The organism is Cyanobium sp. LEGE 06113, assembly GCF_015207615.1.
In genome coordinates this window covers 1-17,055 of record NZ_JADEWM010000014.1, presented here as the reverse complement: position 1 = coordinate 17,055, position 17,055 = coordinate 1, and the positions used below count along the sequence as shown (strand labels likewise).

Below are 17,055 nucleotides of genomic sequence, written 5' to 3'. Positions count from 1 at the left end.
AACCGGTCAAGCCTGAGCTTGACTGGCTTTTCTGGAGAGGCCCCATCGTTAACCTCTGAGGCGGGGCACCGCCCCTGTACTTGGCTCCCAATGAGTAAGCGACTTACCCACAGTCTCAAGTTCAAGGCCAGGGTCGCCATGTTGCGCTCAGCGGATTTGCCGCCTTGCCCCAGCCTCGAACCTGAGGAGAAACAGGAGCTATGAAAGCACCGTTGGGAATTCTAGTAACAGTCCTTGCAGCAACCCTCATTGGCTGCTCCAGTACCCAGCAATCTGCCCCAAGCCTGCCTCCTGGCTCCGGGCAGTCCACTACAGTCACGCCGAAGCCGAAGCTCCTAACCCATACCATAGTCAGCGACAACGCCGACAGTAAAGATCCAGACTGGGATATAGATGTCCTCCTAAGCAGACGCGCAACTGTTAATGAACTGGAGGCCTTGGCAGAAAAGATCAGGAAGGACAATCTCTTAGCACTTACGACCAAGAAGCGGACCTTTATGCACTTTCGCGTTGAGGGCGAGCCACATTCTGCAGCATGGGCTCAGGCCTACTTCGCCCCAGAGCCGGAAGTGAAGATAATCGGGATGACCAGACAACAGGAAGAAAGTATAGTTGCTGCCCCGAAGGCCAAGCCTGGTCAGGAGGTTTTGGGCGAATGGATCTATGACTTGCCCGGCATGGCAGAGAAGATGACGGCATACCTAACAGCCAGCGGAAGCGTTAAGATCAGGCATGAAATGGTGTCAGATGGGAGCACTTACACCAGCAAACACATTGCATCTGAGCTTCCAACTGGTCTAAAGCTAGAAGATGAGGAGCCCAATTCCTTTGGCGAGTACTTCGTCATCAACAAGCAGGGCGGGCTGGAGTTCTGGAGTAACGAGAGTGGCAATTGGCAGACGCTCCAGCCCCTCCGGTAGCCACTTCAACACTCACAAATAGGAAAAGATAGGAACTAACAGGCGACTCAATAGATGCAGTGACGGGGCTCTAGGGCCACTAGAAGCACAGCAGCGCCAGGGGGTGTAATGGGTCCTTCCTGGCCCCAATCGCCTTCGGGGCCACGACTCGCAAAGTAGGCCTAGCGCCAGGTATAAAACTAGGTTGCACTTGCGGGACTGCAAGGCATACGCGCCCCCTCCCCGCAGATGGAGATGCAACATGCGCCGCTAGGTTGCGCCACAAGACTGTGCTTCCACGGTAGAGCGGAGGGATGTATGGGTTGGGTGCCATCGAGCAGGGCAGCGGTGTTGGTGGGAGTGTCCCGCCAGCAGCTGGACACGGTGCGGGAACGCCTCGCGGTGGAGGGAGTGGCCCGGCGTGGCGCACGGCACTGGGAATACGACGCCGGGCGGGTGGCTGCCGCCTATGCGGGGGTGACCAAGGCGCGGGTGGATTCACCGAGGTTTGATGTAGAGCCACCTGCTGGCAGCAGCACGGGTGGGGCAACGCTGGAACAGGCTGAGGCTGCTGCGGTAGCTGCCGGATTACGGGCTGACATTCCAACAGCTGAGTTGCCGAGCGCCGGCGATTCTGAGAAGCGGCTGAGGTATTTCCGCGCTGCAGTGCAGGAGGCTAAGGCATTAGCGCTCCAAGGTGAACTCCTGGCCCGGAGTGAGGTTGAGAAGCGGGAGGCAGTGCTATGCCATGGGATCAAGGATGCGGTGTTGTCTATTCCGACTCGATGTGCAGATACGTTGGCCGCTATCACGGGGGCTGAGCTGAACCCTCAGCAGGTGCATGCGATCTGGCAGGCACTGGAGGAGGACCTGCGGCGGGTTCTGACGATGGCTGCGGAGGGGGAATGGGAGCGGTTGAGAGAACTGTCGGCGCAGGCCAGCCAGACTGAGGTGGAACGGATGTTTAAGGGGCTGGGATTGTGAGTGATGGATGGGCAGACGGCCTGCGGCCGGCGCCGGTGCCGGTGATCCCGGAGGATGCAACTGCAGTGGAGCGGTTGCTGATCCGGGAGGTGGCAAACCTCAGGCAGGAGGTGCAGGAGCTGCGCCAGTCATTGGTGGCCCTGCCGTCTCACCCAGCGGGCTGAGGCGATCGCTCCCGAGGGATGAGGTAGGTGGGACGGCCGAGGTGGATTGGCTCCCGGTGGATCCCGAGCTCAGGGCGGTTTGCCTGAGGAGGTTGCTCCGGCCACCAGTCGGGCAGCTCCACCCATTCGGTCACCAGGGCTGAGACCGGGCAGCGCTGGAACTGCCAACTGGACGCCCCCTTCCGGGTGGCGGGCCGGCCGCGCTTCCGGGCGGGTGCTGGCTCGGTGAGGAAGGGCCAGGGGGCCGCGGCGATGGCGAAGGCATCACGACGCTGGGGATCGACCAGCAGCTGGCCAGATGAAAAGAGGAGGGGGAGTGGCTCGCGGACGGCATTGATGTAGGTGCCGATCTCCCCCTGCCCATCTGAGTCGATCGTGGATGGGGCCATCGCCGCTGCCTCTGCCAGTTGACGGATACGACGCTCGCTGTAGCCGGTGAGCACTGCCAGGTCCACGGGGGAGAGCAGCGCCCCGGAGAGCGCATCGGGCGGAGCGTGCTCCAGGAGGATCGACTGGCGCTCCGCGCCGGGTGCGCCGGCCTCAAGCCAGTGGGCTACGGATGGGTCCATATATGCCCATCATGGTCCCGGTTGCCCGCCTTTGCCCCGGAAGTTCACCCGTATTTCACCCGGAGGTGGATGAGGTGGCTCCGGCCCTAGTTGCTGCATTGGCTCTCGGCCTCGACTCTGTGCCTTACAAGCAGGATGTCGCTGGTTCGAACCCGGCATCGCGCATGGGAAAGGCTGGGCGGCGCTTTGAGGATGACACGCGCCGTCGGGGGGCGCGTCTGATCAGCCACGCCGGAATGCGAATACCCCACCGGCGACGTTGACGCGCAAGTCGCCGTCCGCATCGAGGGCCCAGCGGCCGACGTAGCGCCTGCCGTCCAGGAAGTCCTCGGCCGAGTCGTCATCCCACAGCACGACGCTGCGGGTGAGTCCGCCCGGTTCCATCACGCTGAACATCTCGTGACCGTTGGCGTTGATGCGCCGTTCCACCCGGCAGATACCCGGGCTGGGTTCGGTCGGGGTCTCTGGGTCCGGCACGGTGCGGTTGGCGATCCGGGGTGCCTCGGTGGAGTGTCGCGCCGGGGGATTGCCCAGAAAATCCTTCATCAGGCTGTTAGGAAGCCTTTGGAAACCCAGCCCAACTGCTAGCACTCCATCGACCCAGTCCTGGCTAGGGAGTAATGGGTCATTGTCCAGCAAGTGGGCTGAGTTTGCCAACGTCTCCCTAGTGCTCAGAGGAAGTCGGTGTCGGGGTTGAAGGACTGGTCGGAGGCGTCGAGCAGCACGAAAGCCTGATCGCCAAAATCACCGGGGATGTTGCCGGTGCCGGTGGAGAGGAAGGCGAGAACGTCAGGGCCGGCGTTGTTGCTGGCTGTGGTGAAAATGTTGCCAGTTTCATTAAAGTTGCCGGAGTAGAGAACCACATTGCCGCTGCCGAAGCTGCCGGAAGCTGAGCTGCGATTGTCTGTGAAATTGGACGGCCCGCCCCAGCCTGAAAATGCGATGCGATCGGCAGGAGCGCCGGCGCCGGCCGCGGTCTCGAAATCAGTGATGATGTCGGGATCGGCAGCGAAGGTGAGTGTGAGTGGGACACCGGGCTGCCCCCCCAGCACGCTGATTACGGAGGCGCTGGCGCCGTTGGCCTGGATGTAAAGGTCAGCGCCTTCGCCACCGGTGAAGGTGTCGCTAGTTCCGCCACCGGCAATCGTGTCGTCGCCGGTGCCGGCCATCAGTTCCAGATCGCCGCTTTCGGGTCCCGCGAAAAAATCGTCGCCATCGCCCAAGAATACTTCAAGGCCGTTGTCGCCGCTGCCGGTGATGCTGTTGCTTAAATTGATCGTATCGTCGCCGCCCTTGAAGCCCAGCACTGCGTTGGTGAAATCGACTTCGTTGCCGTTGTCCGTGAAAATGTCGTCGTCGTCGCCTGTGAAAGCCCGGCTATTCTGGAAGGACGAAGAACCATTGAAGACTATGGTGTCTTCGCCGTCGTTGGCGAAGAGGTTGACGTTATTGAAGTTACCCCGGAGAGAGATAACATCGTCGCCAGCAGCCATGCCGACTTGGCTGGTGCCCTGGCCACTGCCGATGAACACCAAGTCTTGGAGGACGACAGCGTCGTCGCCAGCCCCGGCAAAGAATTTGCTGTCGATGAGCGCGCCACTCCCTGAGTTCTCAACAGAGATCAAGTCATCGCCATCATTGCCAAAAACGTTCGTTTGGTTCGGTGCGCCACTGAGGACAAGGGTATCGTCTCCTCCCTCGCCCTTGACGATGAAGTTCCGGATTTCGCCAGTACCACCAGAACTGGAAAGCTCAAACGCTTCGTCGGTGTCATTGCCAATGAAGGTTTGGCCTGGATCGCCAGGGGCAATGTTGACGAGGGAAGGCAGTGCCATGATGCTGAGGTCACAAATCAAGTTTCATTTTACCCTATTGGGAGCTGGCCTGTGTTGACAATGTTGATCCCTTGAAAAACTCCCGATTGTCTCCTAGCGCTTTATTGTGCCTCTCGGCTACTTAGAGACTCACAGGTAGGACTCACAATGTTACCTTCGAGATTCTTCGGATCTGCTGCCTGAGGTGGTCTGACTCTTCTGGACAGGGCCCATCGTCGCGCTCTGAGGCTGAAGTCCATGCCCTGGGGGGAGCCGATGGCGATGGTGTCACTGCCGACTTTCACGCCTGAATGCTTCAGGGGAAGGACGTGCCCACGCTTTCCCATCGCCTTAGCAAGGCCAGATTGCCGATGCGATCAACCCTGCCAACGGCTGGGATCCGCCCCGTAAATTCGCGGCCTCGAGCCAGCGGCTGTTCACCCCGGAGAACCAGCACACAGCACAGGGCCCCAGAGCCGCGTCTACCGCGAGGTGATGTTCCATGGCACCAAAGCCCATGCCGACTGGGTGCGGCGGGGCAGTGATCCGGCCTATGCCTCCGGCTTCGACATCGTGGTGGTGGCCGGCAGCGCCAGCCAGATCCTGGCCATCGAGATCGATGAGCCCTGCGACATCCGCAACCGGCAGAGCTTCCATGCCTCTCCGGCCCAGAAGCGCAAGGACGACGCGAAGGACGCCGACGCTGCCCGGCTCGGCATCCCCGTCCTGCGGCTCAGCGAAGCCCAGGTCTGGCGCCACACCCCGGCCTGCCTGGGGCTGGCCCTGCGGCTGCTGGATGTGTTCACTCCGGTTGATTTCACCAGCGAGGTGTACCGCAGGCTCGATTACCGGGCCGTTCCGCCCCAGCCGCGATTCACGGCGGCGAACGTGCAGGATCGCCGGGCTCCGCGCGGATGGGCTCCGGCTCTGGCTTTCGGCTGAAGGCCTCAATCCAGGCAGTCGCTGGCAGCGCGCTCAACCCTTGTGGCTCCGGATGCTTCCTTCCGGGGCGTTCACTTGTGTTGGGGCTTGAGGATGTTCCTAGGGCGGGTTCATGTCAACCCTCAACGCGACTACTACAACAAGAGTCAGCTCAACAGGCCTGGAGGGGCGCGGTGCTCGTGCGCGCGCGTAAGGAATAAATGGCGAAGGGGGTTCAGGGCCTGATTGTCCCAGACGCATTGTGGCGCAAGGGATCGGAGGAGTATTACGGGAATCTGCTTAAGGGCGAAATTCTCATCGATCGCTGTTGGGGACACAGAATGGTCACGATCTGACCCGCACCCCTGATCTCAACAGGCAAGGGCTTGATAGGGGGAGAAGCGTTGGGCCGCAAGGGTTTCTAGCGTTTGTCGCAAGGGAGTCGCACATCAATGGCGATCGGCGGGCCGCGGCAGGGCCTTCGCCCCAGTCCGCAGACCCGTAGCGCAGTAGGGGGTCTGGTTAGTCGGCCTGCACCCGCGGCTGCCGTGGCTGCGGAGGGCGATGATCGTGGTGCTGCCCGGCCACTGCTCCACCACCCATTCCGGCGCCGGCATCGCCCGCAGTGTCCAGGTGATGTCACGGCCCCGCTTCAGTTCACGTTTGCCGGTCTGCCAGGGCACACGCCGGCCGTAGGTGAGTCGGTCTCTGATCATGCTGCCTCCAGCAGCTGGCATCGGTGGCGGAGGTGGTCTGGGCGATTGCCACGCCCAGCGTCTGGGAGTAAGGGTCAGGTGCGGCTTCCGCGCACGTGAGCTTTGCCGCGAGGCACCCGCCAGGCCGGCTGGCACAGACTTCTGATAGGCCTTGGGACATCACCGGCAGCTCAATCCCAACCAGCGGCTGACCACTGATCTGCAGAAATCGCTGCTCAGCCCAACCGAGGCCTTCGCCCGCACTCTCAAGCTGCACCGCATGAGCCTGGATCGGCCGCAGGAGCAGCGCCGCCAGGCCCTGGAGGCCTCCCGGGGCCAGTTGGATTTGCTGCAGGGGGGAGGATCGCAACGCCGAAAGAGCCGAACTCCTGCACTACTAGCCAGTCAATCTGGAGGCCATGGCGTGGTGGCCCTTGCTGACGAGTCCTGAAAAACACGAAACATAACTTCTCTCAAATTAAGGAAGCATTCAGGGTTGCAGTTGATTAACTATTAACTATTGCTACAATAAGACTTGACTCCGTTCCCTTTCCGAGTCGGCCGCTTCAGCTTGTTATTGCAAAACCAATTCCGTTTGGAACATACGGTATGGCATTCAATCTTGCAAACGCCCTTTGGACGATCTTCTCAGACGAGCGCCCCTTGCCTGTTGACCAGCCTCAGCCAGTGTTTCTGAACGGGGGTACCGTCAATACCTCGCTTGGCTCTGACAAGATCATCGGTGAGGGTGATGCCGGCGACCAGGCTCAGGGTGCTCTCCTGACTGGCTCAAGGCTGTTCATGTCTATCGGCAATGACAGCTTTATGGGCACAGGCGCCGACGGTGCCGACGGCGGCGGCCCTGGCTCCCCAGGGGCAAGTGGTATCACCGAACCCCAAGCAGCTGCCGGGGGGGATGGACTTGATGGCGCCGACGGCACAAGGTTTCGCTTTCCATTCGGAGCCCTTACTCCCCAGTCTGACCTCATCGGGAAGCCCGGTGAAGCGGGCGGTAATGGCACCGACGGTGAGGCTGGCGCTGCCGGCGACAACGGCTCTGACGGCGAGGACGGCACCGCTGGTGCCACTGGCATTGAGTTGGGCAACAGCACGTTGGATACCGGCTTCGGGTTCCTCTTCGATAACGACACCATCAAAGGCGTCGGCGGCAATGGAGGCAACGGCACCGCTGGTGGGGATGGCGGCGCCGGCGCCGCCGGTCAAGCTGGCGGCGATGGCGGGGCTGGTGGCGATGGCGGCGATGCCGCCATCGTGTTCGGGCGAGTTGCCCGTGGTGGGGTAGGCGGAGATGGCGGTGACGGCGGAGCTGGCGGTGATGGCGGTCTTGGCGGTGATGGCGGCGCCGGTGGTGCTGGCGGTGATGGTGGAATCGGCATCAAGATCGATGCCGGTTCCAAGGTCGACACGGGTTTTGGACATGACGTCATCACAGGCATTGGTGGCCTTCAGGGCACCGGGGCTGCCGGTGGTGCTGCTGGAGACGGTGGTGATGCTGGAGCCGGGGGAGCTGCAGGTTCGGGTGGCGAAGGAGGTCGCAATGATGATTTCACTCTCACCAACTTGTCCAGGGCCGACAATGGTGCCGACGGGATCACCGGGGACGGTGGCGTAGCTGGGGATGCAGGCAGCTCAGGCCTTAAAGGGGATGATGGCCAGCGAGGTATTGCCATCTACAACGAAGGCACCGTGAAAACCGGCGGAGGTAATGACACCATTGATGCCCTCGAAGGTGGCTTTGGTGGCGGTGGGAAGTACTTCCTGGGATGGGGCCGCGATACGGTGAAGGGCTTCGGAGATGGGTACTTCGACGGCGGTTGGGGGCGTGACACGCTCGTGCTGCCCGGTCAGGAAGAGGACTACGACATCACCTGGGGACGCCGTAAGGACATCTTTGAACAAGACGGAATGACCCTCACGGCGAAGTCGTTTGAAACGGTTGAGTTCTTGGGTTGATCCCTGCTGACGTGGCGCGCTAGTTGCCCGCGCTTCTTCCCCTCCACCATGCGGTGGAGGGGTTTTTTGTGAACGATTCAGGCCACCATCACCTGGATGCGGCGTTGGTTTCCCCTGCCGTCATGAATGGCAGCCTTGGCCTTTACCTTGCCATCTGGATCGCTGCGGCCGTGGCCTATCCCGTGAGATCCAGCGACGGCTTCTCTGAAGGAGTTGAGCAAGCGCCGTACCTGTAGCCATGAGTTCATGACCAGGCTCGCCATGGAGGCGATCAGTGGCCGCAAGATGAACGAGAAGATCACCGCCGAGCCAGCCATTCACGCAGTGAGATGAACCGGTGAAAGAAGCAGATGCTGGATGGCGCCAGCGATCTGTTCACCCGAGACAACAAGAGCAAGGCCCAAGTGGCTAGTCAGGCCTAGGCGGAGGAGCTGTTCAAGTAAAGTCACAAGCCCCTGATCGAGCTGGAATGGCTCATAAAAAAGTCTCAGCTGATCGGATGTCCATGAAGAGGGAAAGGTGGTCGTGATCGATCACCCTGAACTCTTCACTACTCGCCAGTGTGAGCTACTGGGCCTGCCTTGATCCACGCTCTATTGCTGGCCCAATTCGGTGCGCGAATCAGCGCTATGGCTCATTGCCAAGCCCGGGCTTTTTCACCAGCGCCAGCTTCAGCGAAACCGCCCATCGCCACAACGTTAAAGCCGGCTGGCCTGTCCATTCACCCTCTCGGGCGAAGCAGGTGAGGGACCATTCCCAGAAACTGGTCGCTTCTGAGCTGTTCCTTGCCCTGCATGATGTCTGAAGTATGGCTATGCGGCTTCTCTTGGGACGGCGCTCCCATCACACTGATCAAGGCCATATGTTAAGCATGGTGAAAGCAGGCGACGGGCAAGACTTAGGCAGAATAACTAACATCACCTCCGGCTGAAATCACGAGAACCCCTGCCTCTAGCGATAAGAAGTCACCACTTTGAGCACTGCCGATCCGCTCAAAGTTAGTGATGCTCATGAGCGAATCAATGATGAAGCCATTTTCAACGTCAACGATGACATACGTGCCAGTATTGAACAGGATCTGATCTTGTTTGCCGCGGCCGCCATCGAAACTGCCCTCTCCATGGCCCTTGAGCATATCTTTCCCGCTCCCAAGGCTGATGATGCCGTCGCCTGCAAAGCCGCCGTTCAGGGCATCAACTACATCACGGCCGCTGCCTGTGTTAATCGTGCCAGTATTTACGATCCCAGAGGAACTAGTGCTGCTGCCGGTGATCTGGTCATTGCCTGAGCTTGTATCAATGGTACCGGCATTATCGATCCCAAAGGTGAAGCTCCCTTCTGCGGTGCCGGTGATTTCGTCGTTCCCCCAGCCGGTCTTGATACTTTGATCGTTGTCAATCCCGGAGCCGAAGGTACCGCCGTTGGTACCGTTAATCGAGTCGTTGCCAAAACCAGTATCGATGAAGCCCTTGTTTAGAATCCCAGTAGAAAAAGTGCCGCTGATCGTAGTTCCCAAAATCGAGTCGTTTCCAAAACTGGTATTGATGATGCCCTCATTGAAAATACCCGTGGTGAAGTCACCTGTGGCCACGCCCACAATGGAGTCGTTGCCAACGCTGGTACTTATTCTGCCAGTGTTGAAGATCGCCGTACTGTTGCTGGTACCTGTGAGGGAGTCGTCACCGAACCCAGACGCGATAATGCCTTCGTTAAAGATCCCGGAAGTATTGTCGCCAGTGGCATCTCCATCAAGAATGTCGTTCCCGAAACTGGTAGCGATAATGCCAGAGTTGAAAATACCGCTGCCGCCACCGGTGCCAACAATGGAGTCATTGCCGAAACCCGTGAGGATGGTTCCTGCATTAAAGATCCCAGACGTCAATGTTCCTGAGATCGTGCCCGTGATCGAGTCGTTTCCCGTCAGCGTTAATACTGTGACATCAGGATTTACAACATAGCCATCATCGGAGGAGGCCGTATCAGAGAAGAAAGAAAAAGGGAAGCTGGCAAGATCTGCCATGTCAGCAAAAGGGGCCTAAACTTATGCCTAAATGTACTTGGCTCGGGGCGGATGGTTGGCAGCCATTGCGTAAAGTTCTATGTCGGCAGCCCGCTCGAGGCATGCTGTTCTCTTTCGGTGAGTGCCCTGCCGACCATTGAGATGTTCGGGGACTACAGGTGGAGGTGTTAGGCCGCTAACGCCTTGCACGCCTTTCACTCCTTTCACTCCTTCGCCACCGCGGGAAAGCTGCCCTCTGTTGATGATGGGACTGAGCAGGATGACACGCGCCGCGTCCGATCAGCCACGCCGGAACGCGAACAGATCCTTTACGGCTCGGGAGCTCTCGGGCTTGTCAGCAGGTTGATGGCCGAGATCCCCAGACCGACGCCCAGCAGGGTGCCGATCGCCCAGACGCTGTCGCTGGGCCATTTGGCCACCAGCAGCCCGCCGAGCACGGCGGTGACGATGCCATCAATGAGCACCAGCGGCCGAGCCGGCCCAGGCGATGCAGCGGCGCCAGCCAGTTCCATCACCCCCTGGAAGGCGAGCAGGAAACCGAGGAACAGCGTGAGGCTCACTTCGCTGGCCAGGGGATACACCAGGATGCCGATCCCGCCCCCCACGTAGAGCAGCGCCGACAGCAGGCGGAAGATCCTGCCGCTCCAGTCGCTGGCTCCGGTGAGGCGCAGCGCCTGGGAGATCCCCGCCGCCACGGCCACGCCACCGATCACGATGGTGAGCAGGGTGGCCGAAACGAAGGGCAGCGCCAGCGCCAGGCCGGCTGCGACGAACAGCAGGGCCGCTGTCAGCCAGCGCAGGGCAGGGGAGGAGGGAACCGACAACAGAACCGGGCAACTGCGGGAACCCTAGGGGGGTAGCGCCCCTCCGAGTGGTGTAACTCAGGAGGTCCTGTGACCCTTTCCGGAGGGTGAACAGGGGCAGCCAGAGGATGACTGCCTGGAAGCTGACTGCGCAGCTCCGTTCATCCACTATGAACCCTGATTGCTGAATTGGCAACTCAGCGATCGAGGAGTTCTGTCTAGATCGAGGGAAGGAGCTGGTTCGGTTCAGGTGATGGCTTCAGCCACCTCCTCAGCGCGTTCACCATCGCTGAGCTCCAGAACCTCTTCGGGGTCCGGGATCTTGGCCATCGTGGCCTCGGAGAAGAAGCGCCGGCGCTCCAGCTGCCATTCCTCCTGCTGCTCCAGTAGCTGGCTACCCACCAGGCGGGTGATCGCAGCCTCGTTGGGGAAGATGCCGACCACGTTGGTGCGTCTCTTGATCTCCTTATTGAGGCGCTCGAGCGGGTTGGTGCTCCAGATCTTGCGCCAGTGCTCCTGCGGGAAGTGCAGGAACGCCAGCACGTCGACGCGGGCGGCGTCCATCACCGGCACGGCTGTTGGGAACTGCTTGCGCAGCATCTCGGTGACCCGCTGCCAGTGAGCGCGCACCTGATCGGGGGCCTGGATCACGAACACCGCTTTCATGGCCGCCGCCACCATGTCCTGGCCCGCCTTGGGCACGTGGGAGAGCAGGTTGCGCAGGAAATGCACCCGGCAGCGCTGCCAGGAGCTGCCATGGAACATGCGCTTGATCGCCGCCGTCAAACCCAGGTGGCGTCCGAGATCACCAGCCGGGTGCCATCGAGGCCACGCTCCTTGAGGCTGCCGAGGAACTGACGCCAGAAGCCCTCGGCCTCGCTGTCGCCCACGGCAATGCCGAGCACCTCGCGGTAGCCGAGGGCATTGATGCCGATGGCCACCACCACCGCCCGCGACACCACCTGCATGTTGCGGCCCAGGCGGCCGTGGAGGTACGTCGCATCGAGGTAGTCGTAGGGGAAGCGGGCATGGTCCAAAGGCCGGCCCAGAAAGGCTTTCACCTGCTCATCGAGGCCCTGGCAGATCCGGCTTACCTCCGATTTGGAGATGCCGCTGGCAGCGCCCAGCGCCTCCACCAGGGCGTCGACCTTGCGGGTGGAGATGCCACCGGTGTAGGCCTCCATCACCACGGCGTAGAGGGCCTTGTCGACCCGGCGGCGTGGCTCGAGCCAGTCGGGGAAGAAGCTGCCCTGCCTCAGTTTGGGGATGGCCAGGGTGAGGTCGCCCACCTGGGTGGTGAGCAGCCGCTGGCGGTAGCCGTTGCGGTGGGTCGTGCGCTCATCAGGGCAGCGCTCATGGCGCGTGGCTCCAATGGCAGCGGAGACCTCGGCCTCCAGGAGATCCTGGAAGCCCCGGCGCACGATCTCTGGAATCAGCGCGCCAGAGGTGGTGCCCTCCATGAGCTGGCTCAGCTCGGAGGCGCCACTATGGGTGAGGGTCATGGTCTGTGTTCGGTTTGGTGGTAGTGCTCCGAACAGGGTCACAGACCGGCCCACCCATTGCCACAGCTGAGATCTGAGGGAGGTGAGCCGTCAGCCCCGGCTACGCCGGGGCTGATCCTCCCGAGTTACACCACTCAATGGGACGCCGCTCCCTAGGGGGATTGAGGGCTGCCGCTGGTTTTGGGCACAAGACGCTGGAGGCTGCGCGAATTCCACCTCATTTATCGGTGCTCCTGGATCGATTCAGCTGCTCCACCAGCACCGCGAACTGAGCCTTGTAGTCCTCCAGCCTCAGCTCCCCGGCCGCAAAACGCTGCGTCAGCCGATCCATCCCGGCCAGGATCACCTGATTGGTTTTCTCCTCCACCGTGGCCTCAAAGTCCACTGCAGGGGCGTCAGTGTTTGCCCATGCCGGCTTGTCTTTGCTGAATAGCTTGCCGGCCCAACCAAGGGCTTCACCCACTTTCTCCCCCGCCCGATTGGCCACATCTCCTGCCGCGAAGAGCGCCTGATCAACGGCGCCATCCTCCCGACGGAACCGCCGTACCAATGCAGGCAAGCCCTCCAGGAGATGCCCCTGGCCGAGGGCCTCCAGCAGACGAGCCAGCACCTCTTGCTCATCAACCTGCAGCTCCCCATCCGCAGCGGTGATCAGACAAAACACACGTGCCACCGATTCCCGGTTCGCGGGCTCCTGGATCGATTTCAAGGCTGTGCAGACTGCGTCCAGATCGGCATCCACCTTGTCCGCCAGCCTCTGCAACTCCTGCTCAGGCAGGGCCAGCTGCTTGAGAAAGGTGAGGTAGACCTCGCGTTCCTTGTCATCAAAGTTCCTGTCGGCCAGAGCGAGAGCCATCAGGCCTTCAAGAACTGCCACCTCCGCCTGCTCATTGCGGCCGATCTGCCCCTGAAGCCGTCCGGTTTCCTCCCGCAAGGCTGCCGTTACCCGTACGCCATGGCGAACGCGGATGCCCATCATGTGTGTGGTGGTGTAGTTCCAACCTGCTGAGATCGCTGTCCCCACAATCGGCACAGCTGTCTTGAGGATCGCTTTCTGGGTCACCTGCTTTGCTATCCGCGGACCGAGCACGCTGCGCGCTGCCGCCTGAATTACCGGGGTGTTGCCATGGATCAGTCGAAAGAGCTGGGCCCGCGCCACTTCTGGCCCAAAGGCCTTGACGCCCAGTCCGCCCACCTCGGCAACTTTGATTCCATAAACCACGGCGAAGAGCCTGGTCAGCTCTTCCGGATCGCTTGCATCCAGCGGGATTCCGTACAAAAGGTGTAGGTCGTAAGCCAGCCGCAGCTGCAGGCGCACCGTGAACAGTACTTCCACCATCACTGCCGTGATGGCTGCAGGCAAGGTCATTCCGCCCGTGAGCACGGCCGCACTTGCCGAGGCCCCCGAAAGACCGCCGGCAGCAGCCGCATTCTTTTCGGCCAGCTCACAAAGCTTGCTGGCGATTGCGTCGGTGGGCAGGCCAGGATACTTTCCCTGAAGATAGGCAGCCCCGCCCTTTCCCATCACCTTGCGCTCGTAGCTGCCCAGGCAGCTATTGACGAACTTGTTGAACCAGGTTCCATCCTTGATCGCCTGGACCCCGAAGGACTGGACGGTGTTCTTCAGGTCCGCCATCTCCTGCAGGATCCCGGCCTTGATCGTCGCTGAGTCGTAGTCGCCGCCGCCACTGGCAAGTGGGTTGGAGTCAGTCACAGAGGGAGAGAAGCTCGGTAGCTTTCTACTGGCTCTCCAGCGATACGAGTTGACCTCAGCGATCGACTTGACTTAGCCACCTACGGACTAAGCTAATCGAGCCATGGGCGATTGCCATGCAGGTGAACCTCCACGACGCCAAAACCCACCTCTCCCGCTACGTGGCCCAGGCCCTTGAAGGGGAGGAGGTGGTGATCGCCAAAGCCGGCCGCCCCCTCGTTCGCCTGGTGCCGGTGCAAGCCGCTCCTGAAGCCCGGCGGGGCGGATTTCTACGGGGTTCTGTGGTGGCAGGTGCCGATCTGAAGACCGACTTCGCCAGCGAGATCGACACGCTGTTCGGCTGAGCCTGCAGCCATGGTCTCCACCGAAACCCAGCCCCAGCCCCTGCTCCTGGACACCCAGCTGCTGCTGTGGTGGGCCATCGACCCCAAGTGGCTGCCGGCCGCCGCCGCCGACCTGCTGGCCGATCCGGCCCAGCCGCTGCTGCTCAGCGTGGTGAGCCTGTGGGAAGTGGCCATCAAGTCGTCCCTCGGGCGAGCCGATTTCCAGGTGGAGGCTGCCGCCTTGCGGCTGGGTCTGCTGGGGCAGGGATTCCGCGAACTCCCGGTGCGCGCTGAGCACGTGCTGGCGGTGCAGCACCTCCCTTGGATCCACCGCGATCCGTTCGACCGCTTGCTGGTGGTGCAGGCCCAGGTGGAAGGCCTGCAGCTGCTCAGCGCCGATCGGGCTCTGACGGGCTATGGATCCCACGTACGAGCCGTGGACTGATCAGCTCGGCTCCGTTTGGTGCTGGGAACGTTCCGGAGGCCCTCAGTGATGGCGCCACTGCTCCCTTGGGACTTTGACGTGAGAACTGGCAGGCTCATTGGCTCCCCTTTCCGGGAAAGTCCTGCGCAAGGTCGAGCGCCAGGCCGAAAGCGGCAAGGCCGATCTGGTGGAGAGCCTCCGAGAGCGGAGCGTTCAGGCCTTCGAGGTGCCCTCGGCGCGCTCGCCCCAGACCCCGCCTGTGGTGGGGGTGCTCACCCCCCCCTATGCCTTCAGCAGCACACCGTTCGATGTCCAGCACTGGACCCTGGAGATCACCACCGAGGGGGTGACGGCCGTGTGTTTCGGCGGAGCCTTTTGCTGCTAGTACAGATGTACTTCATCTGTCCTGCCATGGTTGCCTCCCCTTCGCTCTTCCCGCTCGCAGGCCAGGCCGGGCCCGAGGCCGTTCACGACTGGCCCTATCTGACGCAGCCCATGCTGCGGGCCAGCCGCAGCCGTCAGGTGTGTCTCACCTGCCGCTTTTTTCGGCACCAGGCCGCTGGGGACGCGATCCCCCTGCTCACCTGTCAGCTGCACCGGGGTCTGATCGCCCACGGTGAGCACCTCACCCGCCGCTGCCTTGGCTGGAGCCATGGCGTGGATGGATGGCCGGGCTGAACCTGCTCTGGGCTGCCGGGTCTGGCTACCCCCCTTAGTCGTCTCCGCCTTCGCCGTTCTCGCCGCCTTCACCTCCTTCGCCGGCTTCCCCCGCCTCGCCGTCCTCCCCGGCCCGGTTGTCTCGCGGCAGGGTGGTGCCGCTCGGGCTGGTGAGTTCGGGCCTGCCTTCTCCGCCCTCGCCGCCTTCGCCCCCCTCAAAGCGTTCGGCCTGGCGGCCGCAGCCCAGGCTGCCAGCCACCAGACCAGCCGTGGCGAGGAAGAGGGCGAGGCTGGAGCGGGCCATGGGTGCGCGGTTGACTTCCGTCGTGATCATGGTGCTGGTGGCGGCGGAAGGTTGGGCCCGGGCGTCACCGTTCGGAGTCTTTCTGTTAACCCCATGCGCTTTGCGATCGAGCCCCTGGTGTTACCGGAGCAGGCGGCCGCCATGGGCGAGGCCCTGCGGGTCGAGTCGGCCGTCTGGCGGCCTGGGGCCGACACCGCCGGCTGGCACGCCCGCACCGTGAAACACAACCGACAGCTCGATCCGGACTCACCACTGCACAGCCGCCTCAGCCAGCAGGTGCGCCAGGCCCTGCTGGCCCATCCGCTCGTGGCCGCAGCGGCCCTGCCCGTGCGGGTGCACGGGCTGCTGTTCAGCCGCTGCGGCGTGGGCGAGGGTTACGGCCGCCACGTGGACAACGCCTACATGAAGGAGGGCCGCAGCGACCTCTCCTTCACCCTTTTTCTGAGCGAGCCCGGGGCCTACGAGGGCGGTGCCCTGGTGCTGGAATCGCCCGGTGCCGAGGAGGCGCTGCGGCTGCCGGCCGGCCACGCCATCGTCTACCCCAGCACCCTGCTGCACCGGGTGGAGCCGGTGCTGGCCGGGGAGCGGCTGGCGGCGGTGGGCTGGATCCAGAGCCGGGTGCGCCAGGCCGATCAGCGCGAGCTGCTGTTCGAGCTCGACACCGCCCGCCGGGCTCTGTTCGCCAGCCAGAGCCATGGCGAGGTGTTTGACCTGATCAGCCGCAGCTACACCAACCTGCTGCGCCGCTGGGGCGACTGATGGCTGGGCTGTCGGCATGGCGGGCGACGCGCCGGGCGCTCAGGCAAGCCTCAGGCAAGCGCGCCCACGGCCTGCTGCAGGGCGACCTGGCGGCTGATGGCGGTGCGCTCAGGCGGCAACTTGGCGTAGAGCCCGAGCTTCTCGAGCCGCTGGCGGGTGGTGCCGCTGGCCCCCACCACGAACACCTCACGGCCCTTCTCGATCGCCTCCTCCACGGCGTTCTCCACCGCCAGGGCGGAGGTGACGCCCAGGTGGGACACCTCGGTGAGATCGAACACCACCGCCTTGCACTCGCCGATGGCGTTGTGTTCGCGGCCGATCGCCTTGGCCACGCCAAAGATCATGGCGCCGGTGAGCTGGAACAGCAGCACCTGGCCCTTGCCCTGATCCAGCAGCGCCTTTTCCTCGCCGCTGAGCAGCAGGTCGCCATCGCCGGTGGAGATCGACTTCACCGAGCGGCTCTGCAGGGCGCTCATCTTGTCGATGGTGAGGATGTTGGCGATGAACACGCCGATGCCCACCGCCGCGA

At 62.4% G+C, this 17,055-nt stretch carries 21 protein-coding genes and 1 pseudogene; 10 read left to right on the top strand and 12 right to left on the bottom strand.

Going from position 1 to position 17,055, the window contains the following annotated elements:
* Positions 1 to 200 precede the first annotated feature (200 nt).
* Together IQ220_RS15060 and IQ220_RS15055 are read left to right on the top strand one after the other, a co-directional pair.
* Positions 201 to 920 (top strand): hypothetical protein, encoded by a 720-nt coding sequence (locus IQ220_RS15060; protein WP_193916283.1) that lies wholly within the window; start codon positions 201 to 203, stop codon positions 918 to 920.
* Between the two features lie 339 nt (positions 921 to 1,259).
* Positions 1,260 to 1,883, top strand: a complete 624-nt coding sequence (locus IQ220_RS15055) for a hypothetical protein (RefSeq protein WP_193916280.1) — start codon at positions 1,260 to 1,262, stop codon at positions 1,881 to 1,883.
* A gap of 148 nt (positions 1,884 to 2,031) precedes the next feature.
* Here the strand turns inward: IQ220_RS15055 and IQ220_RS15050 are convergent, their stop codons facing one another.
* The 3 genes from IQ220_RS15050 to IQ220_RS15040 all read right to left on the bottom strand — a co-directional run bounded on the left by IQ220_RS15050 (position 2,032) and on the right by IQ220_RS15040 (position 4,451).
* A complete protein-coding gene (locus IQ220_RS15050; protein ID WP_193916277.1) occupies positions 2,032 to 2,616 on the bottom strand; it encodes a hypothetical protein in 585 nt (194 codons plus the stop codon).
* Positions 2,617 to 2,838: 222 nt separating this feature from the next.
* Positions 2,839 to 3,162 (bottom strand): hypothetical protein, encoded by a 324-nt coding sequence (locus IQ220_RS15045; protein ID WP_193916274.1) that lies wholly within the window; start codon positions 3,160 to 3,162, stop codon positions 2,839 to 2,841.
* A gap of 125 nt (positions 3,163 to 3,287) precedes the next feature.
* A complete protein-coding gene (locus IQ220_RS15040; RefSeq protein WP_193916271.1) occupies positions 3,288 to 4,451 on the bottom strand; it encodes a calcium-binding protein in 1,164 nt (387 codons plus the stop codon).
* A 474-nt stretch (positions 4,452 to 4,925) separates the two neighbouring features.
* Here IQ220_RS15040 and IQ220_RS15035 point away from each other — a divergent pair, with 474 nt between their 5' ends.
* Positions 4,926 to 5,372 (top strand): hypothetical protein, encoded by a 447-nt coding sequence (locus IQ220_RS15035; protein ID WP_193916268.1) that lies wholly within the window; start codon positions 4,926 to 4,928, stop codon positions 5,370 to 5,372.
* Positions 5,373 to 5,800: 428 nt separating this feature from the next.
* On the opposite strand, the gene IQ220_RS15030 is transcribed toward IQ220_RS15035, so the two are convergent.
* On the bottom strand, positions 5,801 to 6,067 hold the full coding sequence (locus IQ220_RS15030) for a hypothetical protein (protein ID WP_193916265.1): 267 nt from the start codon (positions 6,065 to 6,067) through the stop codon (positions 5,801 to 5,803).
* A 151-nt stretch (positions 6,068 to 6,218) separates the two neighbouring features.
* Between IQ220_RS15030 and IQ220_RS15025 the strand changes: the two genes are divergently transcribed.
* A complete protein-coding gene (locus IQ220_RS15025; protein ID WP_193916262.1) occupies positions 6,219 to 6,497 on the top strand; it encodes a hypothetical protein in 279 nt (92 codons plus the stop codon).
* A gap of 338 nt (positions 6,498 to 6,835) precedes the next feature.
* Here the strand turns inward: IQ220_RS15025 and IQ220_RS16175 are convergent, their stop codons facing one another.
* The gene (locus IQ220_RS16175; protein ID WP_193916259.1) at positions 6,836 to 7,486 is read right to left on the bottom strand and encodes a hypothetical protein; all 651 of its coding nucleotides are present in this window, start codon (positions 7,484 to 7,486) and stop codon (positions 6,836 to 6,838) included.
* 141 nt (positions 7,487 to 7,627) lie between these two features.
* On the opposite strand from IQ220_RS16175, the gene IQ220_RS15015 reads away from it, so the two are divergent.
* Positions 7,628 to 8,020: a hypothetical protein gene (locus IQ220_RS15015; protein WP_193916256.1), complete on the top strand. Its 393-nt coding sequence runs from the start codon at positions 7,628 to 7,630 to the stop codon at positions 8,018 to 8,020.
* 77 nt (positions 8,021 to 8,097) lie between these two features.
* On the opposite strand, the gene IQ220_RS15010 is transcribed toward IQ220_RS15015, so the two are convergent.
* From IQ220_RS15010 to IQ220_RS14990, 5 genes and pseudogenes are all read right to left on the bottom strand, one after another.
* Positions 8,098 to 8,337, bottom strand: a complete 240-nt coding sequence (locus IQ220_RS15010) for a hypothetical protein (protein ID WP_193916253.1) — start codon at positions 8,335 to 8,337, stop codon at positions 8,098 to 8,100.
* A gap of 581 nt (positions 8,338 to 8,918) precedes the next feature.
* The gene (locus tag IQ220_RS15005) at positions 8,919 to 10,040 is read right to left on the bottom strand and encodes a hypothetical protein (RefSeq protein WP_193916250.1); all 1,122 of its coding nucleotides are present in this window, start codon (positions 10,038 to 10,040) and stop codon (positions 8,919 to 8,921) included.
* Between the two features lie 308 nt (positions 10,041 to 10,348).
* On the bottom strand, positions 10,349 to 10,864 hold the full coding sequence (locus IQ220_RS15000) for an HdeD family acid-resistance protein (protein ID WP_193916247.1): 516 nt from the start codon (positions 10,862 to 10,864) through the stop codon (positions 10,349 to 10,351).
* Positions 10,865 to 11,089: 225 nt separating this feature from the next.
* Positions 11,090 to 12,345 (bottom strand): annotated as a pseudogene (locus IQ220_RS14995) (IS256 family transposase).
* A 217-nt stretch (positions 12,346 to 12,562) separates the two neighbouring features.
* Positions 12,563 to 14,059 (bottom strand): TerB family tellurite resistance protein, encoded by a 1,497-nt coding sequence (locus IQ220_RS14990; protein ID WP_193916244.1) that lies wholly within the window; start codon positions 14,057 to 14,059, stop codon positions 12,563 to 12,565.
* 116 nt (positions 14,060 to 14,175) lie between these two features.
* Between IQ220_RS14990 and IQ220_RS14985 the strand changes: the two genes are divergently transcribed.
* The 4 genes from IQ220_RS14985 to IQ220_RS14970 all read left to right on the top strand — a co-directional run bounded on the left by IQ220_RS14985 (position 14,176) and on the right by IQ220_RS14970 (position 15,484).
* Positions 14,176 to 14,403, top strand: a complete 228-nt coding sequence (locus IQ220_RS14985) for a type II toxin-antitoxin system Phd/YefM family antitoxin (protein WP_193916241.1) — start codon at positions 14,176 to 14,178, stop codon at positions 14,401 to 14,403.
* 10 nt (positions 14,404 to 14,413) lie between these two features.
* A complete protein-coding gene (locus IQ220_RS14980) occupies positions 14,414 to 14,827 on the top strand; it encodes a type II toxin-antitoxin system VapC family toxin (RefSeq protein ID WP_193916238.1) in 414 nt (137 codons plus the stop codon).
* 97 nt (positions 14,828 to 14,924) lie between these two features.
* Positions 14,925 to 15,191, top strand: a complete 267-nt coding sequence (locus tag IQ220_RS14975; RefSeq protein WP_193916235.1) for a hypothetical protein — start codon at positions 14,925 to 14,927, stop codon at positions 15,189 to 15,191.
* A 26-nt stretch (positions 15,192 to 15,217) separates the two neighbouring features.
* Positions 15,218 to 15,484, top strand: a complete 267-nt coding sequence (locus IQ220_RS14970; protein ID WP_193916232.1) for a galactose oxidase — start codon at positions 15,218 to 15,220, stop codon at positions 15,482 to 15,484.
* A gap of 34 nt (positions 15,485 to 15,518) precedes the next feature.
* Here IQ220_RS14970 and IQ220_RS14965 read toward each other — a convergent pair whose 3' ends face one another.
* On the bottom strand, positions 15,519 to 15,797 hold the full coding sequence (locus IQ220_RS14965; RefSeq protein WP_228009299.1) for a hypothetical protein: 279 nt from the start codon (positions 15,795 to 15,797) through the stop codon (positions 15,519 to 15,521).
* Between the two features lie 63 nt (positions 15,798 to 15,860).
* Between IQ220_RS14965 and IQ220_RS14960 the strand changes: the two genes are divergently transcribed.
* Positions 15,861 to 16,526, top strand: coding sequence for a Fe2+-dependent dioxygenase (locus IQ220_RS14960; protein ID WP_193916229.1), 666 nt, complete (start codon positions 15,861 to 15,863; stop codon positions 16,524 to 16,526).
* Between the two features lie 50 nt (positions 16,527 to 16,576).
* Here IQ220_RS14960 and IQ220_RS14955 read toward each other — a convergent pair.
* The coding region (locus tag IQ220_RS14955) for an STAS domain-containing protein (protein WP_193916226.1) at positions 16,577 to 17,055 on the bottom strand (479 nt) is incomplete at its 5' end.